Genomic DNA, 21,552 nt, shown 5'->3' on the forward strand with positions numbered 1-21,552 from the left:
ATCGGCGGCGGCCTTGCCGGCGGCCGCCGATGACGCGACCGCCACGGTGCCCCCCGGCGCGGACGCCGCGCCGACCGCCAAGGTGGACCGGCCGGAGCCTGCCGCCGACGCGGAGCCGACCAGCCGGGTCGAGCCGCCGAAGCCGACCACCCCCACCTCCGTCATGCCGGCCCCGGTGAGCCCGCCGGCCGCGCCCGCGGGCCGCGTCCCCGGTTCGGTGTACGACGGGACGAAGCGCGGCAACCGCAGGCGCAACCTGCTGATCGGCGCGGTGGTGCTGGCGCTGCTGGTCGGCCTCGCGGTGCTCGTGCCGCTGCTCGGCCGGGGTGACGACGACCCGGAGCAGGGCGGGCAGCAGGCCGGCCCGACCAGCGCCGCCGGGACGTCCGCGCCGGCTGCGCCCCCGCCGGCCAGCGCCGTGGCGAGCCCGACGCCGTCGACCAGCCCGTCCACCGACCCGAACGCGTTGCCGGCGGGCTGGAAGCTGCACCGGGACCCGGCGGGCTTCGCGTTGCCGCTGCCGGAGGGCTGGGTGCGCCGCAACGCCGGGGCCGACACGGTGGTCTTCGACGAGCCCAACGGGGTGCGCGAGCTGCTGGTCCAGTGGACCGGCACGCCGAAGTCGGACGCGAAGGCGGAGTGGAAGCGGATCGAGCCGGACCGCAAGAAGTTCGTCAACGACTATCAGTACCTCAGCATCGAGCGCTGTGACTTCTGGAAGACCTGCGCCGACTGGGAGTGGCTGGAGACCCGGGACAACACCCGGATCCATGTGCGCAACCGGGGCTTCGTCACGGCCAGCAACCGGGGCTACGCCATCCGGTGGGAGGTCGCGGAGAAGGACTGGCGGGCCAACCTCGCCAACTTCGACCTGATCGCCAAGGGGTTCAAGCCCGACCGGCAGGACTGACCCACGGGAATCGCGCCGCTGCGAATCCGTGCCCGTGCCGATGGCAACCGACGGCGGGTTTGAACGCGAACGGCGACGGCGGCAGCCGGACCGGGTGTCGACCCCGAGGGTGACCGCCGGTCCGGCTGCCGCCAACCTGTGTCCGGCGCCCGTCAGGCGGTGTTGTTGGCCAGCGCGATCAGCCGGGTCCGGTCGCCGTTCCAGTAGTTGCGGTCGACGTTGCCGCTGATCCCAGAGACGCTGCCGGTGCTGGTGTACTGCCAGAAGCTCCAGACCGGGGCGCCGGCCGGGAGGGTGCCCGGGGTGCTCGACCAGCGGGCCAGCCAGAGCGGGTGGTTGGCCCACGGGCCCGTCCAGCTGCCGGTGCACTGGTTCCACCAGCTCGTCGTCGTGTAGATGACCGCGTACCGGCCGGTGCGGGACCGGTAGGTGTTGAGGAAGTCCTGGATCCAGTTGCGCATGCCGGTCGTGCTCAGGCCGTAGCAGTAGCCGCCGCTGTACGGGTTGGCCTCGATGTCGAGCGCGGCGGGCAGGGTACGGCTGTCGGCCGACCAGGCCCCGCCGTTGCTGGCCAGGTAGCCGGCCTGGGTGGCGCCGGAGGAGATGTTCGGCCGGGCGAAGTGGTACGCCCCGCGGATCACCCCGGCGTAGTAGGAGTTGGTGTAGTTGGCGTTGAAGCTCGGGTCCTTGTAGCTCGTACCCTCGGTGGCCTTGATGAAGGCGAACTGGATGCCGGCGTTGCGGACGCTGGTCCAGTTGATGCTGCCCTGGTAGTTGGAGACGTCGATGCCGGGGGTGGTGGCCGCGGCCGCCGGCCCGGTGGTGGCGACGAGGGCCGCGGCGGCGGTGGCGGCGACGGTGAGGCCGGCGGCGAGGAGCCGGCGCAGCGAGAATCTGGTACGGGTCATGGATGCCTCCGAGGACGCGATCGACTGACGCCAATCCTTGGAGGTGGTTGCCCAAGATCGCAAGAGGGACCGAGGAAACCTTCATCGACGTCGGCCGTTGGCTATCAGCCTGATCGGTATCGGTCAGCGAAGCGACGCGGGATCGAGTTGCCAGCGGAACGGCTCGGTGAGGCTCAGCGTCTCGCCGGCCTTGGCCACCCGGTCCTCGACGTAGTGCGCGCCGTCGAGCCGGTACAGCCGCAGCGCGTGGGTCTCGCCGTCCTGCTCGACCAGCAGGTACCACGGGATGCGCGCGATCGCGTAGAGCTGCATCTTGACGAGGCGGTCGGCGGCGGCATTGCCCGGCGAGACGATCTCGCAGACGAGACACACTCGGCCAACGTCGAGATAGGTTCCTTCGTCGTCGGCGTCGGTCACGACGAGATCCGGAATGACGATCCGGTCCACACCCAGCCGAACATTGATCGCGTCGTAGACGGAAAGTCCTCGAGGTTCTGCCGCGGCCTCGATGCTGTTCGCCAGTCGGCGCGCCACCCGCTGGTGCCGTCGGCTCGGGGCAGGGCTCACCAGCAGGCTCCCGTCGAGCAGTTCGATCCGGTCAGGCGTCTCGCCCAGGGCGAGGTAGTCGGCCTCGGTCCAGAGGCCGACGTGGTGTTCCAGGGGAGCCGCGCTCACCGGCGTCCACCTCCCGATCCGCTCGCCACCCGGTCAGTCTCACACGATACGAGGCCGCACCCACGGAACGACACCAGCTCGGGCCGGTAGGCTCCCCGCCCATGGTGTCGATCGACGGGCTCGGCGACCTCTGGGACAAACTCCTCGGCGCGCAGCCCGACCCACCCCCACTCCTCGTCCTGGTCACCGCCGTCATCGCGCTGGCGGTGGTCGCCACCCGGCTGCCCTGGCGGATCGCCCGCAACGCGGTGACCATCGCGCACGAGGGCGGCCACGCGCTGGCCGCCCTGCTCACCGGGCGTCGGCTGCGCGGCATCAGGCTGCACTCGGACACCTCCGGCCTCACCCTCTCCGCCGGCCGTCCCACCGGCCCCGGCATGATCCTCACCCTGCTGGCCGGGTACGTCGCCCCGTCGCTGGTCGGCCTCGCCGGCGCCGGGCTGCTCGGCGGCAACCGGATCACCCTGCTGCTCTGGGTGGCGGTGGCGCTGCTGTTGGCCATGCTGGTGCTGATCCGCAACGTCTTCGGCGTGCTGTCGCTGCTGGTCACCGGCGGGGTGGTGCTCGCCGTCTCCTGGTACGCCGCGCCGCAGGTGCAGGCCGCCTTCGCCTGGACCTCGGTCTGGTTCCTGCTCCTCGCCGGGGTACGGCCGGTCGTGGAGCTGCAACGACTGCGCAGCCGGGGAGGGATGCCGCAGTCCGACGCCGACCAGCTCGCCCGGCTGACCCCCTTCCCCGCGCTGTTCTGGGTGACCGTGTTCGGTCTGGTGAACCTGCTCGCCCTGGCCGTCGGCGCGGCGCTGCTCGCCGGCCCGATCCTCACCGACGCCGGCCTGACCATCTGAACGGGACGGCGGGAACCGGGACGGCCGGCGGCTTCCCGCCGGCCGAGCCGGCGAACATGATCGGCTGATCCGGCAACCGGCGGGGTGCCGCCGCGCGTGTCACCTCCGACCGCCACGGGGAGGTAATGCAGGTGCCGGACGTCGACGGGTTCGACGAGTTCTACCGGGGCAGCCGGCAACGGTTGCTCGGCTTCGTCTACGTGCTGACGGGCAACCTGGCCGAGGCGCAGGATGCCGTCCAGGAGGCGTACATCCGGGCCTGGCAGCGCTGGTCGACGGTGGGCGGGTACGACGACCCGGAGGCGTGGGTGCGGGTGGTGGCCTCCCGGATCGCGGTCAGCCGCTGGCGCAGCCTGCGCAGCCGGGCCCGGGCGTACCTGCGGCACGGGGCCGAGGAGAGCGTGCCCGCCCCCGGCGTCGACACGGTCGACGTGGTCGCCGCGCTGCGCCGGCTGCCCGAGGAGCAGCGCACCGCCCTCGCCCTGTACTACCTGCTCGGCATGCCCGTGGCCGAGGTGGCCCGGCAGACCGAGGCCCCCGTCGGCACGGTGAAGGCCCGGCTCTCCCGGGGCCGAGCCGCGCTGGCCGGGCTGCTCGCCGTCTCTGACCTGGAGGAGGCCTGATGCGTGAAAACCTGAGCTTCGTCGACCGGCTGCACCGGGACCTGCGCGAGGTCCGCTGGGCCGAGCCGGCGGAGATCCGGGCCCGGGCCCGGCGGCGCAGCCGGCGTACCGCGACGCTGGCGGCGGCCGCCGTGCTCGCGGTGCTGTCCGGTTCCGCGTACGCGGTGGCCGGGCGGTCGGAGACGCCGGCGCCGCCGATCGCCGCCACTCCGGTGTGGACGGCGGCCCCGGGACGGGCCGAGATCCCGCAGGAGGCCCTGCTCTCCCCCGGGGACGTACGTCTGAAGACCGGCGTGCGACTCGGCGAGGCCGGCCTGGGAGAGACGGTACGGGTCGACCCGGTGCTGGAGTCGTGCGGCCGCGAGCGGGGCGTGCCGGCGACGGCGGTCACGTCCCGCTCTTCTCGGTCGCAGACGCTGCTGCGGCCGGCGGCGGACCGCTCCGCGTTGTCGGGTCCGGTGCTCAGCCAGGACGTCTACCGCGTCGACCCCGGCCATGGTCAGCTGCTCTTCGGCACCGTCACGCTGCTGCTCCGCGCCTGTGCCGAGTGGCAGCTCGCCGGCACCATGCCGCTGAAGGGCGGGATGGTGCCGACCGTGAACACGCACCGGTGGGAGCTGTCGGACAGCAGGTTCGCCGGCGACGAGTCCGTGATGCTGCGCCACAGGTCGCTGGCGCCGCGCAGCCGGGCCGCCGGGAAGACGACGGAGCCGACCCCGCCGGTCGAGGTCACCATGGTGGTACGGGTCGGCGACCTGGTCACCGTGATCGCGACCGGCCCGGGCACCGTCAAGGACGCGGTCGAGGACGCCCCTCCCGATTCCGGCCTGAGCTACCCGGAGCTGGAGACGCTCGGTCGCACCGCCGCCGGTCGGCTCTGCGTCGCCGCCAACCCGCGCTGCTGAAACGGAGATCCCCGCGACCACGAGGGACGCGGGGATCTCCGGAACACCTGCTACAGCGGGATGTTGCCGTGCTTCTTCGGCGGCAGGGTCTCCCGCTTGGTGCGCAGCACCCGCAGCGCGCGGACGACCTGGGCGCGGGTCTCGTGCGGCGGGATCACGCTGTCGACGTACCCGCGCTCTGCGGCGATGTACGGGTTGGCCAGGGTGTCCTCGTACTCGGCGATCTTCTCCGCGCGCACGGCGGCCGGGTCCTCGGCGCCGGCCAGCTCGGAGCGGTAGAGGATGTTCACCGCGCCCTGCGCGCCCATCACCGCGATCTGCGCCGTCGGCCAGGCGAAGTTCAGGTCCGCGCCGAGGTGCTTCGAGCCCATCACGTCGTACGCGCCGCCGTAGGCCTTGCGGGTGATCACGGTGACCTTCGGGACGGTCGCCTCGGCGTACGCGTAGATCAGCTTCGCGCCGCGGCGGATGATGCCGTCCCACTCCTGACCGGTGCCGGGGAGGAAGCCGGGAACGTCCACGAAGGTCAGCACCGGGATGTTGAACGCGTCGCAGGTACGCACGAACCGGGCCGCCTTCTCCGAGGCGGCGATGTCCAGGGTGCCGGCGAAGTGCATCGGCTGGTTGGCCACCACGCCGACCGGGCGGCCCTCGACCCGGCCGTAGCCGATCAGCAGGTTCTGCGCGTAGAGCGGCTGCACCTCCAGGAACTCGCCGTCGTCGAGCACGTGCTCGATGACCCGGTGCATGTCGTACGGCTGGTTGGCCGAGTCCGGGATGAGCGTGTCCAGGTCCCGGTCGGAGTCGCTGATCTCCAGGTCGGCCGGGGCCTCGTACACGACCGGCTCGTCGAGGTTGTTCGACGGCAGGTACGACAGCAGCGCCTTGACGTACTCGATCGCGTCCTCCTCGTCGGTGGCGAGGTAGTGCGCGTTGCCGCTGCGCGAGTTGTGGGTGCGCGCGCCGCCCAGTTCCTCCATCGCCACGTCCTCGCCGGTGACCGTCTTGATGACGTCCGGGCCGGTGATGAACATGTGCGAGGTCTGGTCGACCATCACGGTGAAGTCGGTGACCGCCGGGGAATAGACCGCGCCGCCCGCGCACGGGCCCATGATCAGCGAGATCTGCGGGATGACGCCGCTGGCCCGGACGTTGCGGAAGAAGATCTCGCCGTAGAGGCCGAGGGAGGTGACCCCCTCCTGGATCCGCGCGCCGCCGGAGTCGTTGATGCCGACCACCGGGCAGCCGATCTTCATGGCCAGGTCCATCACCTTGACGATCTTCTCGCCGAACACCTCGCCGAGAGAGCCGCCGAAGACCGTGAAGTCCTGGGCGAAGACGCAGACCTGCCGGCCGTCCACGGTGCCGTAGCCGGTGACCACGCCGTCGCCGTACGGGCGATTCTTCTCCAGCCCGAAGGCCGTCGACCGGTGCCGGGCCAGCTCGTCCAGTTCGACGAAGGAGCCTTCGTCGAGCAGCAGCTCGATCCGCTCCCGGGCGGTCTTCTTACCCCGCGCGTGCTGCTTCTCGACCGCGCGCGCCGACCCGGCGTGCACCGCCTCGTCGACCCGTCGCTCCAGGTCCGCCAGCTTGCCCGCGGTGCTGTGGATGTTGATCCCGGTCTCGGTAGTCACCCAGGGAATATAACGATGGTTCAGGACGACGCCGCTGTGCAGTACACCTCAGTACGCTCCGTCGCCGGGCCCGTAGGCTGGCGGGATGCCGGGCTCGCCGTACACCGATCTGGACCGCCCGCCGCTGCCCGCGGCGCGGCTGGCCCGCGCGCTGACCGCGCCGCACGGCCCGTGGCGCCGGCTCGACCTGCGGGCCGAGACCGGCTCCACCAACGCCGACGCGGAGGCGGCCGCCCGGGCCGGCGAGCCGGAGGGCCTGGTGGTGGTCGCCGAGCGGCAGACCGCCGGGCGCGGCCGGCGCGGCCGGGTCTGGCAGTCGCCGGCCCGGGCGGGCATCGCGACCAGCGTCCTGCTCCGGCCCGGTGAGGCCGTCGCCCATCCCGGCTGGCCGCCGGCGCCCCCCTCCGGGTACGGCTGGCTGCCGCTGCTCGCCGGCGTCGCGCTGGTCGAGGCGGTGGCCCGGCTGGCCGAGCTGGACGCCCGGCTGAAGTGGCCGAACGACCTGCTGGTCGGCGACGCCAAGTGCGGCGGCATCCTGGCCGAGGCGGTGCCGGGCACGTCCCCGGCGCAGCCGCCCGCGATCGTGCTCGGGATCGGGCTCAACGTCACGCTTCGCGCCGACGAGCTGCCGGAGAACCCGACCGGCCTGCCGGCCACCTCGCTGCAACTGGCCGGCGCGGCGGCCACCGACCGGGACCCGCTGCTGCGGGCGCTGCTCCGCTCGCTCGCCGACTGGTACGACCGCTGGCGCACGGCTGGCGGCGACGCGGTGGGCAGCGGCCTGCGCGACGCCTACCTCGCCTCCTGCGCCACGATCGGCCGGCGGGTACGGGTGCTGCTGCCCGACGGCGACGAGCTGACCGGCCTCGCCACCGGGGTGGACGCCGACGGCCAGCTGCTGGTCGACACGGGCGCCGGCGAGCGGCGGCTCGCCGCCGGGGACGTGCTGCACCTGCGCTGAGGACCCGCGGTCCGGGGGCGGCCGGTGGTCCGTTCGTGCGCGGAGCGCGATCGGGGCCGCCCGCTGATCCGCCGGGTCGCGGCGACCGGTTACGGTCAGCGCGTCCGATCCGTGCCGAGGAGGTTTCCCGTGGCGTTCCCCGAAGACGTGCTCACCGAGGACGAGCACGTCGTCCTGCACCTGCACCCGCACTGGAAGGCGCTGCTGCGGCCGATCCTGGTGCTGGTCCTCGGCGTCGCCGCCGTGGTGGCGGGCTGGGTCCTGCTGCCCGAGGGCGACGGCGGCACGATCGCGCTGTACGTGATCGCCGGGCTGGTCCTCGCGCTGGCGCTGTGGCTGGGCCTCTGGCCGTTCCTGGTCTGGCGCACCACGCACTACCTCTTCACCAACGAGCGGGTGCTGCTCCAGCAGGGTGTGCTCTCCCGGGACCGGCGGGACATCCCGCTGACCCGGATCAACGACCACGCGATGAGCCAGCGCTTCGTCGAGCGGCTGCTCGGCTGCGGCACGCTCACCATCGAGTCGGCGGGTGAGCGCGGCCAGTCCGTGCTGCGCGACGTCCCGTCCGTGGGCCAGGTCCAGACCAAGCTCTACGAGCTGGTCGAGGCCCACCACGACAAGCACTCGCTGGGTGACGGCGAGATGCGCGACATCCTGGCCGACATGCGCGAGGGCAAGCCGCTGCGCGATCCCACCAGCTGACCGGTCGACTCCGGTACGTCGCCGTGGCGGTGTCCGAGACGCTCGGACACCGCCACGGCGGAGACAGGCAGGGCTGCGGGTGGCCCGGGACGGGTCAGCGGCGGGGGCGGCGGGTTCCGGCGTGCAGCTCCGCGGCCAACTCGGCGTCGAGGTCGGCGCCGACCGTGCTACCCAGGCCCGCGTCGAGCGGGGCCGGGCGTCCCTTCGGCTGCTTGAAGACCGGCTCGGCGGCGGGGGCGCCCTGGCGTTGCCCCGGCTGCGGCTGGGCCTCCTCCAGCTCGCCGACCGACTCGGCCAGTTCGGCCACCGGGTCCATCTCGGCCATGGTGTCCCACTCGTCCCGCTGGATGGTGTGCCAGGTCTCCTCGGCGTGCGCGGGCACCGGCTGGAACACGAACGTCCGGTAGGACCAGAACCGGAACAAGGTGGCCAGCAGCACGCCGCCGGTCTTCGCCACGTTGAGCGCGAGCAGGCTGTGCACGCCCAGGCCGTACTTGGCGGCGGCGAGGACGCCCAGCTCGATCACCAGGCCGGTCGCGTTGAAGAGGAAGAACAGGGCATATTCCCGCTTCAACGCTGATTTGGGTCGGTCCCGGTACGTCCAGTGCCGATTCATCAGGTACGACGTGATCGTCGCCACCACGGTGGCGATGACCGTCGCCTTCAGTTGGCCGTCGACAAAAACGGTGAGTGCCAGGACATTGAACACCGCGTAATTGATGACGGTGTTGATGCCCCCGACGACGCCGAATTTGAGCGCCTCGTGGATGAACTTCTGCCAGCGCTCGGGCAGCAGACGGACAAGACGCATGCGGAACACCTTAGGGCAGTGGACGGGGCCGGCAGGTTCCGGCCGGACGGGGTGGGCGGCAGGTCACGCCCCTGACGGCCGGTCGTGCGCCGCCTCCGGAGCCGGGGGTTTTCCCGCTTCCACGAAGACGAACCGTCGGTACGCCCAGAAGCGGAACAGCGTCCCCAGGCCGGTGCCGGCGATGAAGCTGGCGATGTTGTCGGCCAGTGGCGTCTGGAACACCGCCGGCCAGATGCTGCCCAGGCCGTACCGGCTGATCGCCAGGCAGGCCACGGCGATGCCCAGCCCCACCCCGTTGAAGAAGAAGAACAGCGCGTACTCGCGGGCCGGGTTGGAGCGCTTGCGGTGGCGCCAGGTCCAGAACCGGTTGCCCACGAAGGCGACGGTGGCCGCGAGGACGGTGGAGATCGTCTTGGCGGTCACCTGCTCGACGCCGCGCACGTTCGCCAGGTAGTTGAAGAGCGCGAAGTCGAGGAGGAAGGCGATTCCGCCCACAGTGGCGAACTTGCTCAGCTCGCGGACGAGGTGACCGAAGCGGTCCAGCAGTGTGCGGACCAGACCCGGGCGGGTCTGCGGGGACCCTGGCTGGTCCCCGGTCATCGTCGCGGCCACCCGCCGAGCGTACCGGTCGGGAGCGAGCCGGACGCGCAGCAACGGCGAGCCGGCCCGGATCACCTTCCGGCGGGCTTCCGACGCCGCCCGGAGGTGAGCGGGGGGTGACTCTTTGTGGACCGATCGCCGTTCGGCTCGCCCCGTCGGCGTGCCTGTCACCGGAAGCCCTGTTCCTCCCTTCGCCGTCGTCCGTTCCGACGGCCGACAACAGTTCGCCGCAGGAGTTGCGTGAAACTGCGCGCAAAAGCGGGTATTAGCTCGTGATGCCGCAGCTGGGCCGTACCTTGTGCAGTTCTTCACAACCAGTACCACTGACTCGCGGCTCGGCCCGGTTTACGCTGAGCGCAATCCCAGGTTTCCACGACGGCGACGCGGCTCGCGCCCGCCAGACTCGTGCATCCATAGAACGGTCAGCGTCGACCACAAGGAGATGTGTCATGGTTGCTCCGGCTACTGTTCGGGGTATCGATCAGGCCCCGACTGCCCACCCCAAGCTGCTCGCCTGGGTCAGAGAAGTCGCGGAACTGACCACCCCCGACCGCGTGGTCTGGGTGGACGGGTCCGAGGAGGAGTGGCGGCGCCTCACCGACGAGTTGGTCGAGGCCGGCACCCTGATCCGGCTCAACCCGGAGAAGAAGCCCAACTCGTTCTACGCGCGTACGGACCCGACGGACGTCGCCCGGGTCGAGGAGCGCACGTTCATCTGCTCCGTCGACGAGGCGGACGCCGGCCCCACCAACAACTGGATGGCGCCGGCCGAGATGAAGCGGACGATGACGGAGCTGTACCGCGGGAGCATGCGCGGACGCACGATGTACGTCATCCCGTTCTGCATGGGCCCGGTCGAGGCCGAGAACCCCATGTTCGGCGTCGAGATCACCGACAGCCCGTACGTGGTCGCCTCGATGCGCATCATGACCCGGATGGGCGCCAGGATCCTCGAGGCGATGGGCGACGACGCCGACTTCGTGCACGCGCTGCACTCCATCGGCGCCCCGCTCGCCCCCGGCCAGCAGGACGTCGCCTGGCCGTGCAACGAGACGAAGTACATCTCGCACTTCCCGGAGACCCGGGAGATCTGGTCCTTCGGCTCCGGCTACGGCGGCAACTCGCTGCTCGGCAAGAAGTGCTACTCGCTGCGCATCGCCAGCGTGATGGGCCGCGACGAGGGCTGGCTCGCCGAGCACATGCTGATCCTCAAGATCACCTCGCCGGAGGGCAAGGTCCACCACATCGCCGGCGCCTTCCCGTCCGCCTGCGGCAAGACCAACCTCGCGATGGTGGAGCCGACCATCCCGGGCTGGAAGGTCGAGACCATCGGCGACGACATCGCCTGGATGCGCTTCGGCTCCGACGGCCGCCTCTACGCGGTCAACCCGGAGTACGGCCTCTTCGGCGTCGCGCCGGGCACCGACTGGAAGACCAACGCCAACGCCATGCGGACGCTGGACCGCGGCAACTCCGTCTTCACCAACGTGGGCCTCACCGACGACGGCGACATCTGGTGGGAGGGCATGGGTGAGCCGCCGGCGCACCTGATCGACTGGAAGGGCAACGACTGGACGCCGGAGAGCGACAGCCTCTCCTCGCACGCGAACAGCCGGTTCTGCACCCCGATCACCCAGTGCCCGATCCTCGCCGAGGACTACTACGACCCGAACGGCGTGCCGATCGACGCGATCCTCTTCGGCGGCCGTCGCCGGGACACCATCCCGCTGGTGACCGAGGCCCGCGACTGGGTGCACGGCGTCTACATGGGCGCGACGCTCTCCTCGGAGACCACCGCCGCCGCCTCCGGCGCGGTCGGTGTGGTCCGCCGCGACCCGATGGCGATGCTGCCGTTCATCGGCTACCACGCCGGCGACTACTTCCGGCACTGGATCGAGATGGGCAAGGGCGTCGACGGCGACGCCGCCAAGCTGCCCAAGGTCTACTACGTGAACTGGTTCCGCAAGGACCCCGAGGGCAACTTCCTCTGGCCGGGCTTCGGCGAGAACTCCCGGGTGCTCAAGTGGGTCGTCGAGCGGATCGAGGGGCAGGCCGACGCGGTCGAGACCCCGATCGGCATGGTGCCCGCGCAGGACGCGCTGGACGTCGAGGGCCTGGACATGACCCCGGAGGACGTCCGGATCGCCCTCAAGGTGGACCCGGAGGAGTGGCGCGCGGAGCTCCCGCTGATCACCGAGTGGTTCGAGAAGTTCGGCGACAAGCTGCCGGGCGTCCTCTGGGCCGAACTGGACGCGCTGCGCGCCCGGCTCGACGCGGAGCAGCCGCAGAGGTAGGTGTGACGGTTGCCCCTATCGGGCAACATCGGATCCCATGAGGACGGCCGCCGCGACCACCGAGGTCCGGCGGCCGTCCGCCGTCCGGGCGCTGACCACGCTGCTCGTCGTCACGGCGGCGGCCACCGTCGTGGTCGAGCTGCTCAACTGGTGGTACGCCCCGGAGCAGGAGTTCGGCCTGGCCGTGCGTACCGGCTGGGCGATGCTCCGCTCGCTCGGCTTCCTGGTGCTGGTCGGGCACGTCGACCGGGGTCGTACCGTGGCCCGGCCGTTCGGGCTGATCCTCGCGGTGACCACCGTCTTCGCGGTCGGCCGGCTGGTGGTGCCCCGGCAGGGGGTGCCGCCGCTGCCCGGGCTGCTCGGCTTCGCCCTGCTCACCGCGCTCTGCGTGAGCGTGGTCGCGCTGCTGCACCGTTCGGAGGCGGTCGGCGGGCACCTCGTCCGGCACCGGAAGACCCTGGTCGTCTCCGGCGGCACGATCTCCTGGCGGGAGGTCGCCCCGAAGCGGCCGCCGGTCACCGGGTGGCTGCTCACCAGCCGGGTCGCCGCCTTCACGTACAGCCCGCTGATGCTGGTGCCGGCGCTGGTGGCCGGGGGCGCCATCCTGGACGGTCGGCTGATCGCCGCGCCGGCGGTGCTGATCTGGTTCCTCGCCGGCATCGCGGTCAGCTACGCCGTGCTCTTCTGCACCGCGTTCCTCATGCGCGGCCGGCGGTGGGCCCGCACCCTGCTGGCGGCGATCACCCTGGGCGTGCTCGCCGTCCACCTGCCGCTGTGCTGGTGGCTGCTCGGCGTCGACGGCCTCGTCCGCGACGGCGGCCCACTCGTCGTCGCCGCCGCCCTCGCGCTCTACGGCCTCCGGCGCGCCGCCCAGGCCGAACCACCCCCACCCTGACCATCCACCACCCGCCCCCAGCCCGGCCCCCGCCCACGGCCCGTCGGCGCGGCCCCACCCGCACGATCAAGAAGTCTGGGTCGGGATCGGCCTGGTCCCTGACGCGGACCTCTTGATCGGTCCGGCCGGGCGGGGTGCCGGCGGCGGGGTGTTCGGTGCGGCAGCGGGGTTCGTGGACGTACGGCGGGCAGGATGGGCCGGTGGGCGGCTGCGGGCGGGAGGCGACGCGGTGAGCGACGAGTTCGACCTGATCGTGGTCGGGGCGGGGCCGGCCGGTGCGGCCGCCGCGCTGGCCGCCCGCCGCGCCGGGGCCCGGGTGCTGCTGCTCGACCGGTCCGACTTCCCCCGGGACAAGGCCTGCGGGGACGGCATCGCCGCGCACGCGCTGGACGTCCTCGCCGGGCTGGGGGTGACCGACGCGGTGACCGGGTACGCCTCGCTGCCCGCGCTGCGCCTGGTCGGCCCGGGCGGCGGGGCGGTGGCCCGGGCGCTGCCCCGGCCCGCGTACACCGTGCCCCGTGAGGTCTTCGACGCCCGGCTGGTCGCCGCCGCGGTGGCCGCCGGCGCGGTGCTGCGCCGGCACACCGTCCGGCGGGTCGAGCCGTTCGACGACCGGGTGGTGCTCGACGGGGAACTGGCCGCGCGGGCGGTGGTCGGCGCGGACGGCGCCGGATCGGTGGTACGCCGCGCGCTCGGCCACCCGGCCAACCCGGACCGCCACCTCGCGCTCGCCATCCGGGGGTACGCCCCGGCCCTGCCCGGCCCGCCCGAACAGCTCATCGTCACCTCGGCGTCGCGCTGGCCGGCGTACGCCTGGTCCTTCCCGATCGGCGACGGACGGGCGAACGTCGGGTACGGGGAGGTGCTGCGGGGCGAACCGCTGAGCCGCGCGCACCTGCTGGACCGGCTCGCCGCGCTGCTGCCGGCGACCGACCCGGCCACGGTGTCGGGGCTGCGCGCCCACCACCTGCCGCTGTCGACGTACCGGCCGTCGCCCGGCCGGGGCCGGGTTGTGCTGGCCGGTGACGCGCTCTCCCTGATCAACCCGTTCACCGGCGAGGGGATCTTCTACGCGCTGCTCTCCGGGGCCCTGGCCGGCGCGGCCGCGGCGGCGGCACCGGGCCGGGCGGCCGACCGGTACGCGCCGGCGCTGCGCCGGCGGCTCGGCACCCACCTGCGGCACAGCTCGGTGGCCGCCGCGCTGGCCCGGCACCGGCGGGTGGTCGACGCGGCCGTCCGGGCGGCCCGCCGCGACGACCGGGTCTACCGGAGCGTGGTCGAGTTGGGGCTGGGTGACGGCCGGCTGGACGCACGTACCCTCGCGATGATCGGCATCGGTCTCTCGGCGCGTAGTTAACCTCCGAGGTCACCATCGGCCCGGCGGGTCGCTACCCTGCAAGGTGATGACTCTGCGGAACCTCCTCTACTCCGTGTACGAACGTCGGCTCACGGCATCGCTCGCCGGCAAGCCGGTGCCCCGGCACGTCGGCGTGATGTGCGACGGCAACCGCAGATGGGCGCGGGAGATGGGCTTCGTCGACCCCAACGACGGGCACCGGATGGGCGCCGAGCGGATCAAGGAGCTGCTGCGCTGGTGCGACGCCGCCGGTGTGGGCCACGTCACGCTCTGGCTGCTCTCCACCGACAACCTCTCCCGGCCCGCGGAGGAACTGGACCCGCTGCTCCAGATCATCGAGGACCTGACCACCGAGCTGGCCGAGGACGGTAACCCCTGGCGGCTGCGGATGGTCGGCGCGCTGGACGTGCTGCCGGCGCGCCACGCGCAGGCCCTCAAGGCCGCCGAGGAACGCACCCGAAACCGCGCCGGCGGCGCGCAGGTCAACATCGCCGTCGGGTACGGCGGCCGGCGCGAGATCGCCGACGCGGTGCGCTCCCTGCTGCTGGAGCACGCCGCCAACGGCGGCACCATCGAGGAGCTGGCCGGCTCGCTCGACGTCGACCACATCTCCGAGCACCTCTACACCAAGGGCCTGCCCGACCCGGATCTGATCATCCGGACCAGCGGTGAGCAGCGCCTGTCCGGCTTCATGCTCTGGCAGTCGGCCCACTCGGAGTTCTACTTCTGCGAACTCAACTGGCCCGACTTCCGCCGCGTCGACTTCCTCCGCGCCCTGCGCTCCTACGCCACCCGCCAACGCCGCTACGGGGCCTGACCCCCGCCCCGCCCCGCCCCGCCCCGCTCTCTGCGCGATCTTGCACTTGCGGCCCGGTTCATGCCCTGTATGTGCTGGATGTCCGGGCAGAAAGTGCAAGATCGCCGGGCTGGCTGGCTGGCGGGCTGGCGGCGGGGGCAGGTCAGGGGGGGGCAGGTCAGGGGGGGGCAGGTCAGGGGGGTCAGGTCAGGTGGGGCAGGGCCCGGGTGAGGAAGTCGCCGAGAGCGGCGGGGGAGTCGAGGGTGAGGTCGGCGGCGTCGGCGACCTCGTGACCGGTCTCCGGGTTGGCCACGGCGACGCAGACGCCGAGGAAGTCCGGGTCGGCGGCGGCCCGGGCCCGCAGCGCGGCGAAGGCCTTGATGTCGGAGACGTCGTCGCCGAAGTACCAGGCGCCGCCGGCGTCGCGTACCACCTCGCCGATGACCAGGCCCTTGTCCCGGTCGACCGGGGGCTTGAGCTCCAGCACCATCCGGCCGGCCTGCACCTTCAGCCCCAGCCGTTCGGCCTGCGCCCGGCCCCACTGCTCGACCTGCGGCCCCAGTTCCGGCGCGGTACGCCAGTGCAGCGCGACGCTCAACCGCTTGAACTCCACCAGCGTGCCGGCCGGCAGTTCGGCCCGGGCCAGGTCGGCCAGCTCGGCCATGGTCGGCACCCAGGGCAGGGCGGCCGGCTCGGTCACCGTCTCGCCCCCGGAGTGGCTGTGTTCCAGGCCGTACAGGCCGTAGAGGTCGATGCCGGCGAGGCCGCCGAGGTGGTCGCGGAGGAACTCGACCGGGCGCGCGGAGACGATCGCCACCCGCTGCACCACCGGGGCGAGCGCCTCCAGCGCGGCGAGCACCTTGGGCGCGGGCTGCACGGCGGTGGGGTCGTCGTCGACCGGCGCGAGGGTGCCGTCGAAGTCGAAGAAGAGCACGGTGTCGGCCGCCCGCGCGGCGGTGGCACGCCAGGCGTGCTCGGCGTCCAACGGGGTCCTCGGCTGCTGGTTGCCCAGATTCAACGGCGGCACGCGCGACAGCGTACCCCGGCGGTGGCGGCTCATTCATGGCCGCGAGATGACGCCTCGACACCGCCGTCGGTGGGGCGATTCCGGGTGCTCGATCAGCGTTCGGCGGCTCCCCGGCGCGGGCGTCCGAACGGCACCACCGTGGCCTCCTGGCCGTGGCTGAGCAGGTAGCCCTCGACGAATCCGGTGTTCCGGTCGCCGGCGTGCGCCTCGATCTCGTTGAGCCGGGCGACCAGGAACTCGGTCAGCGCGCTGACCCGGTCGTTGAGCCGCTCGTGCAGCTCGGCGACCACGGCCAGCACCACCGCGGTGCCGGCGGTGGTGAGCGCGAACAGGTTGACGACCAGCGGCAGCTGGTCGCCCTCGACGGCGCCGATCGCGACGTTGGCGGTCACGCACGATGTCAGTGACACCACCGCGACCACGACTGCCCACCATTTCAGGGTCATGGACAGACCCCTCCTTCTGTCCCGCAGGGCTGGGTTCGGCCTTGTCCCGTCCCCCCGCCGACGACGAGCCCAAGCAGTACGAATACGGACGCTAGCGTGCCCGTTCCCGACCCGTAGCGGAACGAAGAGGTCTGACCAGGCGTTCTTTCGCCATCTGAGGAACTACCCGGCCCGTTCGTCTCGTTTTCCGACGTCGACCGGCATGGTCGGGCGGTAAGCGAGGTAACGAATGGTTTCCCGGATGTGGAACTTCTCCGCCTCCGAGACGTCCGGGTCGACCAGTCGCCGCAGCAGCGCCTCCACGTCCGGGTCCATCGGGGGCGGCGTCGCGGCACCGCGGGGGGCGCCCGCCCGGTCCCAGCCCAGCGCGGCGAAGGCGGCGGCCGGGTCGAGGCCGAGCCCCTCGCAGAAGGCGACCACCCGCTCCGCCTCCGGGTCGCTGGCCCAGTCGCCGCGTACCCAGCGGTTGATGGTCTGGCGGGAGACGCCGGTGCGGCGGGAGACCTCGGTGCCCGTCCAGGCCCGCGTGGCGCGGGCGTCGTCGAGGGCCCGGCGGACGAAGCTGGCGAAGGCGATCTTCCGGGCGGGGGCGGTCTCGGTCACCCCGTGACGGTACGGCCGGACGGCCGTGGCGGGGAGTCCGCGTATGCGACTGTCACGCGAACGGGACGACTCTCTCCGGGTGCGAGCTAACGATTCAGGAGTCCTTCTGAGGGGTGCCACCTGGGCAGGGTAGAGGGACTTAGGTGCGGCGGTAAGCGGACGAAAAGCTGATACTGTCACGCCCATGGGACAATCTACGGTGTGTCACGTGCATGAGACGATCGGTGCTCACATGCGTCACGCTCCCCGCGCCAGGGAGGTGCGGTGACCGAACTCGCGACCCGCGCCCAGGCCTTCGGTCTGATAGCGGAGGGAGTGGCCGCGGGACTGAGCGCGCCCTGGCGCCTCTACCTCGCCCGAGGATGCCGTTACCTGTCACTGAGCGTGGGGGACCGGGACGAGTGGGACGCCTGGCGTACCCATCTCGGTTGTCCCGAGCTGAGCGTCCGGGTCTACGACGCCGGCGGCGAGATCCGCCGCTCCTCGGTCGCCGAGGTGGTCCTGGACGGCTGCCGGATCAGCGTCGAGCTGGTCGAGGAGGTCGGCACCGACGACCTGGACCGGCTCCTGGTCGTCGACCCCACCACGATCGAGCCGGAGGACCGGTGACCTGGTCGGCGAGGCGCGGCGGAGCCGCCGGATGAGTCCCTTCCTCGCGATCTTCCTCGTCCTCGTCCTCGGCGCCACCAGCTACGCGGCGGGCCGGCTGCACGGGCAGCTCAGCTACCGGATCGGTTACCGCTTCGGCTACCGGCAGGGCTACTTCGACGGCGACCGCGGGGCGTGGAACCGGCGCCGCCGGGACGCCCAGGCCGCCATCGCCTCGGCCCTGGCCGGGCCGGTGAGCGGGCCGCCGGTGGTGACCACCGCCACGGTCACCACCACCGCGGTCGGCACCCCGGCCGGCCGCCAGGGCACCACCTACACCGGTTCCTCGTTCACCGCACCGGTCGCGCCGGTCACCGGCCGGCACCCGACCGGGACCCTCGTCCGGCGGCAGGGCTGAGGACGGCCCGCGCCGACAGACCCGGTGCGTCGTCCGCGGCGGACACGCACCGTCGGGACCACGTCAGACCGGTGACGGTGGTCCCACCGGCCGGGATGCGCGCAGGGGGCATGCATCCCGGCCGGTCCGCCGCGCCGTTCACGTCCCGGTCGGGGGAGATCCACCTTTCGCACTAGCCGAGGGGCCCCGGCGCCGCTAGCGTCTAGGCATGGCGCGGGGTTCTCCCGGGCCAGCCGGTCCGCCCGGAACTGCGACCTCGCGCACGGGGTTCCGCATCCGACCCCGTGTCCCCGGGCACCGGAGGAGGCGGAACGCGGGTGGTGGGTGCCCATCCGTCGGAGCAGGCCTGTGACGACTCGCCGTACGACCGCCGGTGCCGACCAGACCCCGGCCGCGACTGCCACGACCCGCCGAGCCACCCGGAGCCGCCGTACGACGGCTGCCGCCCCGGCCGGCACCGAGGAGCCCCGACCAGCCGGCCAGGCGTTCGTCCTGGACACCTCGGTGCTCCTGTCCGACCCGGCGGCCTTCCACCGCTTCGCCGAGCACGAGGTGGTCCTGCCGCTGGTGGTCATCTCCGAGCTGGAGGGCAAGCGGCACCACCCCGAGCTGGGCTGGTTCGCCCGGCAGTCCCTGCGCATGCTGGACGAGCTGCGGGTCGAGCACGGGCGGCTGGACCGTCCGGTGCCCGCCAACGACTCCGGCGGCACGCTGCGGGTGGAACTCAACCACTCGGACGACGGCGTGCTGCCGCCGGGCTTCCGCAACGAGTCCAACGACGCCCGGATCCTCTCGGTGGCGTTGAACCTCGCCGCCGAGGGCCGGGAGGTGACCCTGGTCAGCAAGGACATGCCGCTGCGGGTCAAGGCCGCCTCGGTCGGGCTGCGGGCCGACGAGTACCGGCACGGCCAGGCCAGCGACCCGACCTGGACGGGCATGGCCGAGCTGGAGCTGGGCGAGGAGCAGATCGGCCGGCTCTACGCCGGCGAGACGCTCGACCTGGACGCCGCGGCGGGCCTGCCCTGCCACACCGGCCTGGTGCTGCACTCGGCCCGCGGCTCGGCTCTCGGCCGGGTGCTGCCCGACAAGACCGTCCGGCTGGTGCGGGGCGACCGGGAGGCGTTCGGGCTGCACGGCCGCTCGGCCGAGCAGCGCGTCGCGCTGGACCTGCTGCTGGACGAGTCCATCGGCATCGTCTCGATGGGCGGCCGGGCCGGCACCGGCAAGTCCGCGCTGGCGCTCTGCGCCGGCCTGGAGGCGGTGATGGAACGCCGCCGGCACAAGAAGGTGATCGTCTTCCGTCCGCTGTACGCCGTCGGCGGCCAGGAGCTGGGCTACCTGCCCGGCTCGGAGTCGGAGAAGATGTCGCCCTGGGCGCAGGCGGTCTTCGACACGCTCGGCGCGGTGGTGCACGAGAACGTGCTGGAGGAGGTCACCTCCCGGGGCATCCTGGAGGTCCTGCCGCTGACCCACATCCGGGGCCGGAGCCTGCACGACGCCTTCGTCATCGTCGACGAGGCGCAGTCGCTGGAGCGCGGCGTGCTGCTCACGGTGCTGTCCCGGATCGGGCAGGGGTCCCGGGTGGTGCTCACCCACGACGTCGCCCAGCGGGACAACCTCCGGGTGGGCCGGCACGACGGCGTGACGGCGGTGATCGAGGCGCTGAAGGGTCACCCGCTCTTCGCGCACGTCACGCTCAGCCGTTCGGAGCGGTCGCCGATCGCGGCGATGGTGACCGATCTGTTGGAGGACATCCCGCACTAGCCGGTCCCGGGCGCCGGTTGCGCCCCTCTCCGTCCACATTCATTTTGTGGCGCAGATCACAAATAGGTCTGTTGGTTTCCCATCAGCCTCACCGTGCGCGATGGTGTCCAACGAGCGCCCACGCCCCGAGAGGATCGTCGAGCATCGTTCGTCCCACCCTGAGGACGAGCCCCGGCGAGGATCGGTGCGTCGGTTGCGACCGGCTCCGGTCGGGGCGCTCGCGGCACGACCGCGCCGGAGACGGCCGGCCCCGCGCCGCGTCCTTGCCCCCGACGAAGGGACACTTCGTGAGTCGGCTGTGGAGCCGGTTCGGCGCCCGTACGGCCGCTGTCGCACTGCTCTCCGTGGGCGTTGCCGGCGGTTTCTACCTGGGCGAAGACCGGGAAACCCAGCAACAGGGCCTGACCGCGCAGGTCGGCCTCCAGGTCGACCAGGCCGAGTACGACTACCAGCGCGACCGGCAGGCCGAACACCAGCGGAGCTCCGCCAAGCAGCGGGCCGCCGAGTACCAGGCGAAACTGCGGGCCGCCGCGGCGGCCAAGGAGGCGGCCGAGCGGGCCCGCGAGGCCGAGGCCGCGGCGGCATCCCGGAAGAAGGCGCGGGAGGCGGCGGAAAAGGAGGCCGAGGCCAAGACCGCGCCGTTCACCGGCCCGATCCCCGCGTCCTGCAACGAGTACAGCGGCAACCGTGAGATCGGCTGCGCGCTGCTGCTCGACGCCGGCTTCAAGATCGACCAGATGCCGTGCCTGGACAAGCTCTGGAACAAGGAGAGCGGCTGGAACCACAAGGCCTACAACTCCTCGTCCGGGGCGTACGGCATCCCGCAGGCCCTGCCGGGCAGCAAGATGGGCACCGTGGCCGACGACTGGAAGACCAACCCGGCCACCCAGATCAAGTGGGGCCTCGGCTACATCGAGGGCCGGTACGACGACCCGTGCGGCGCCTGGTCGCACAGCCAGAGCACCGGCTGGTACTGATCGTCACGACCGAGGGTGGGGCGGGTGGGCGACCACCCGTCCTGCCCTCGTCGTGTCCCGGGCCGCCGCGCCGCCCAGTTGGCGGTCGGCCACGATTGCTGATAGCTCTTTTCAGGTGACCCTGCACCCGACGGGCGGCGACCCGACCCGGTTCGGCACCGACGCGTTCTACGCCTCAATCGGCCGGGCCTTCGTCGCCATGTGCGCGGTGGTGCCGTTCCTCTTCCTCATCGAGGCGCTCGACCAGGGGCTCGACTTCGGTCTCGACGTGGCGGCGGGGATCATCCCGCACCGCATCCAGGGCCTCGACGGGGTCTTCTTCTCGCCGTTCCTGCACCACGGCTTCGACCACCTCTACAGCAACAGCATCCCGCTGATCCTGCTCGGCACCTTCGTGCTCGCCGCCGGCACCCGGCGCTTCCTCTGGTCCACCCTGATCATCGTGCTGGTCAGCGGGCTCGGCGTCTGGTTCACCGGCGCGCCCAACTCGGTGGTCGTCGGCGCCAGCGGGGTGATCTTCGGCTACCTCGGCATCCTGCTCACCCGTGGCCTGGTGGAGCGCAGCTGGTGGAACCTGGCGGTGGTGCTGCTGGTCGGCCTGCTCTACGGCTGGCAACTGCTCGGCATCCTCCCCACCGACGAGCGCATCTCCTGGCAGGGGCACCTGTTCGGGCTGCTCGGCGGGGTGGTGGCGGCGATCCTGTTCCGGCGCCGTCGGCCCGATCCGGACGGGCCGTACCGCTCGGAGTCGACCCTGACGATGCCCTGAGCGCCGCCGACCCGCCGGGGCGCGGCGAGGAACGGGACATGCTT

Annotated in this window: 22 protein-coding genes and 1 pseudogene; 15 read left to right on the forward strand and 8 right to left on the reverse strand. The window is 72.3% G+C overall.

Annotated features, from left to right (window positions below):
- Nucleotides 1-910, forward strand: a pseudogene (locus tag AB0I41_RS01505) (serine/threonine protein kinase); the annotation flags it as partial.
- 152 nt (nt 911-1,062) lie between these two features.
- On the opposite strand, the gene AB0I41_RS01510 reads toward AB0I41_RS01505, so the two are convergent.
- Together AB0I41_RS01510 and AB0I41_RS01515 are read right to left on the reverse strand one after the other, a co-directional pair.
- The gene (locus AB0I41_RS01510) at nt 1,063-1,818 is read right to left on the reverse strand and encodes a GH25 family lysozyme (RefSeq protein ID WP_357100544.1); all 756 of its coding nucleotides are present in this window, start codon (nt 1,816-1,818) and stop codon (nt 1,063-1,065) included.
- A gap of 123 nt (nt 1,819-1,941) precedes the next feature.
- A complete protein-coding gene (locus tag AB0I41_RS01515; RefSeq protein WP_357100547.1) occupies nt 1,942-2,493 on the reverse strand; it encodes a Uma2 family endonuclease in 552 nt (183 codons plus the stop codon).
- A gap of 101 nt (nt 2,494-2,594) precedes the next feature.
- On the opposite strand from AB0I41_RS01515, the gene AB0I41_RS01520 reads away from it, so the two are divergent.
- The 3 genes from AB0I41_RS01520 (at nt 2,595) to AB0I41_RS01530 (ending at nt 4,866) form a co-directional block, all read left to right on the forward strand.
- Nucleotides 2,595-3,338 (forward strand): M50 family metallopeptidase, encoded by a 744-nt coding sequence (locus tag AB0I41_RS01520; RefSeq protein ID WP_357100550.1) that lies wholly within the window; start codon nt 2,595-2,597, stop codon nt 3,336-3,338.
- 131 nt (nt 3,339-3,469) lie between these two features.
- On the forward strand, nt 3,470-3,961 hold the full coding sequence (locus AB0I41_RS01525) for a SigE family RNA polymerase sigma factor (protein ID WP_357100553.1): 492 nt from the start codon (nt 3,470-3,472) through the stop codon (nt 3,959-3,961).
- Complete coding sequence (locus AB0I41_RS01530; protein ID WP_357100556.1) at nt 3,961-4,866, forward strand: hypothetical protein; 906 nt, start codon at nt 3,961-3,963, stop codon at nt 4,864-4,866. The genes AB0I41_RS01525 and AB0I41_RS01530 overlap by 1 nt, the downstream gene beginning before the upstream one ends.
- A 50-nt stretch (nt 4,867-4,916) precedes the next feature.
- On the opposite strand, the gene AB0I41_RS01535 is transcribed toward AB0I41_RS01530, so the two are convergent.
- Entirely contained in the window at nt 4,917-6,500 is a 1,584-nt protein-coding gene (locus tag AB0I41_RS01535) for an acyl-CoA carboxylase subunit beta (protein ID WP_357100559.1), read from the reverse strand.
- 85 nt (nt 6,501-6,585) lie between these two features.
- Here AB0I41_RS01535 and AB0I41_RS01540 point away from each other — a divergent pair, with 85 nt between their 5' ends.
- Nucleotides 6,586-7,461: a biotin--[acetyl-CoA-carboxylase] ligase gene (locus AB0I41_RS01540; protein WP_357100561.1), complete on the forward strand. Its 876-nt coding sequence runs from the start codon at nt 6,586-6,588 to the stop codon at nt 7,459-7,461.
- A gap of 129 nt (nt 7,462-7,590) precedes the next feature.
- Complete coding sequence (locus AB0I41_RS01545; RefSeq protein WP_357100564.1) at nt 7,591-8,163, forward strand: PH domain-containing protein; 573 nt, start codon at nt 7,591-7,593, stop codon at nt 8,161-8,163.
- A gap of 94 nt (nt 8,164-8,257) precedes the next feature.
- Here AB0I41_RS01545 and AB0I41_RS01550 read toward each other — a convergent pair whose 3' ends face one another.
- Nucleotides 8,258-8,974, reverse strand: a complete 717-nt coding sequence (locus AB0I41_RS01550) for a GtrA family protein (RefSeq protein WP_357100567.1) — start codon at nt 8,972-8,974, stop codon at nt 8,258-8,260.
- A gap of 63 nt (nt 8,975-9,037) precedes the next feature.
- Complete coding sequence (locus AB0I41_RS01555) at nt 9,038-9,574, reverse strand: GtrA family protein (RefSeq protein WP_357101191.1); 537 nt, start codon at nt 9,572-9,574, stop codon at nt 9,038-9,040.
- 449 nt (nt 9,575-10,023) lie between these two features.
- On the opposite strand from AB0I41_RS01555, the gene AB0I41_RS01560 reads away from it, so the two are divergent.
- The 4 genes from AB0I41_RS01560 (at nt 10,024) to AB0I41_RS01575 (ending at nt 14,937) form a co-directional block, all read left to right on the forward strand.
- Nucleotides 10,024-11,868: a phosphoenolpyruvate carboxykinase (GTP) gene (locus AB0I41_RS01560; protein WP_357100570.1), complete on the forward strand. Its 1,845-nt coding sequence runs from the start codon at nt 10,024-10,026 to the stop codon at nt 11,866-11,868.
- A gap of 37 nt (nt 11,869-11,905) precedes the next feature.
- A complete protein-coding gene (locus AB0I41_RS01565) occupies nt 11,906-12,763 on the forward strand; it encodes a hypothetical protein (protein ID WP_357100573.1) in 858 nt (285 codons plus the stop codon).
- A 229-nt stretch (nt 12,764-12,992) separates the two neighbouring features.
- Nucleotides 12,993-14,120, forward strand: coding sequence for a geranylgeranyl reductase family protein (locus AB0I41_RS01570; RefSeq protein ID WP_357100576.1), 1,128 nt, complete (start codon nt 12,993-12,995; stop codon nt 14,118-14,120).
- Nucleotides 14,121-14,166: 46 nt separating this feature from the next.
- The gene (locus tag AB0I41_RS01575) at nt 14,167-14,937 is read left to right on the forward strand and encodes an isoprenyl transferase (RefSeq protein ID WP_357100579.1); all 771 of its coding nucleotides are present in this window, start codon (nt 14,167-14,169) and stop codon (nt 14,935-14,937) included.
- Between the two features lie 181 nt (nt 14,938-15,118).
- On the opposite strand, the gene otsB is transcribed toward AB0I41_RS01575, so the two are convergent.
- The 3 genes from otsB to AB0I41_RS01590 form a co-directional block, all read right to left on the reverse strand.
- On the reverse strand, nt 15,119-15,943 hold the full coding sequence (gene otsB, locus AB0I41_RS01580) for a trehalose-phosphatase (protein WP_357100582.1): 825 nt from the start codon (nt 15,941-15,943) through the stop codon (nt 15,119-15,121).
- Nucleotides 15,944-16,035: 92 nt separating this feature from the next.
- Nucleotides 16,036-16,389 (reverse strand): hypothetical protein, encoded by a 354-nt coding sequence (locus AB0I41_RS01585; RefSeq protein ID WP_357100585.1) that lies wholly within the window; start codon nt 16,387-16,389, stop codon nt 16,036-16,038.
- A gap of 162 nt (nt 16,390-16,551) precedes the next feature.
- Nucleotides 16,552-16,992: an XRE family transcriptional regulator gene (locus AB0I41_RS01590; protein WP_357100588.1), complete on the reverse strand. Its 441-nt coding sequence runs from the start codon at nt 16,990-16,992 to the stop codon at nt 16,552-16,554.
- A gap of 264 nt (nt 16,993-17,256) precedes the next feature.
- Here AB0I41_RS01590 and AB0I41_RS01595 point away from each other — a divergent pair, with 264 nt between their 5' ends.
- From AB0I41_RS01595 to AB0I41_RS01615, 5 genes are all read left to right on the forward strand, one after another.
- Complete coding sequence (locus AB0I41_RS01595; RefSeq protein ID WP_357100591.1) at nt 17,257-17,601, forward strand: hypothetical protein; 345 nt, start codon at nt 17,257-17,259, stop codon at nt 17,599-17,601.
- A gap of 31 nt (nt 17,602-17,632) precedes the next feature.
- Complete coding sequence (locus tag AB0I41_RS01600; RefSeq protein ID WP_357100594.1) at nt 17,633-17,998, forward strand: hypothetical protein; 366 nt, start codon at nt 17,633-17,635, stop codon at nt 17,996-17,998.
- A 348-nt stretch (nt 17,999-18,346) separates the two neighbouring features.
- A complete protein-coding gene (locus tag AB0I41_RS01605) occupies nt 18,347-19,762 on the forward strand; it encodes a PhoH family protein (RefSeq protein WP_357100597.1) in 1,416 nt (471 codons plus the stop codon).
- A 287-nt stretch (nt 19,763-20,049) separates the two neighbouring features.
- Entirely contained in the window at nt 20,050-20,739 is a 690-nt protein-coding gene (locus tag AB0I41_RS01610; protein ID WP_357100600.1) for a lytic transglycosylase domain-containing protein, read from the forward strand.
- 115 nt (nt 20,740-20,854) lie between these two features.
- Nucleotides 20,855-21,508, forward strand: a complete 654-nt coding sequence (locus tag AB0I41_RS01615; protein ID WP_357100603.1) for a rhomboid family intramembrane serine protease — start codon at nt 20,855-20,857, stop codon at nt 21,506-21,508.
- The last annotated feature ends 44 nt before the right edge of the window (nt 21,509-21,552 follow it).

It is taken from the genome of Micromonospora sp. NPDC050200 (genome assembly GCF_040656135.1).
GTDB lineage: Bacteria > Actinomycetota > Actinomycetes > Mycobacteriales > Micromonosporaceae > Micromonospora.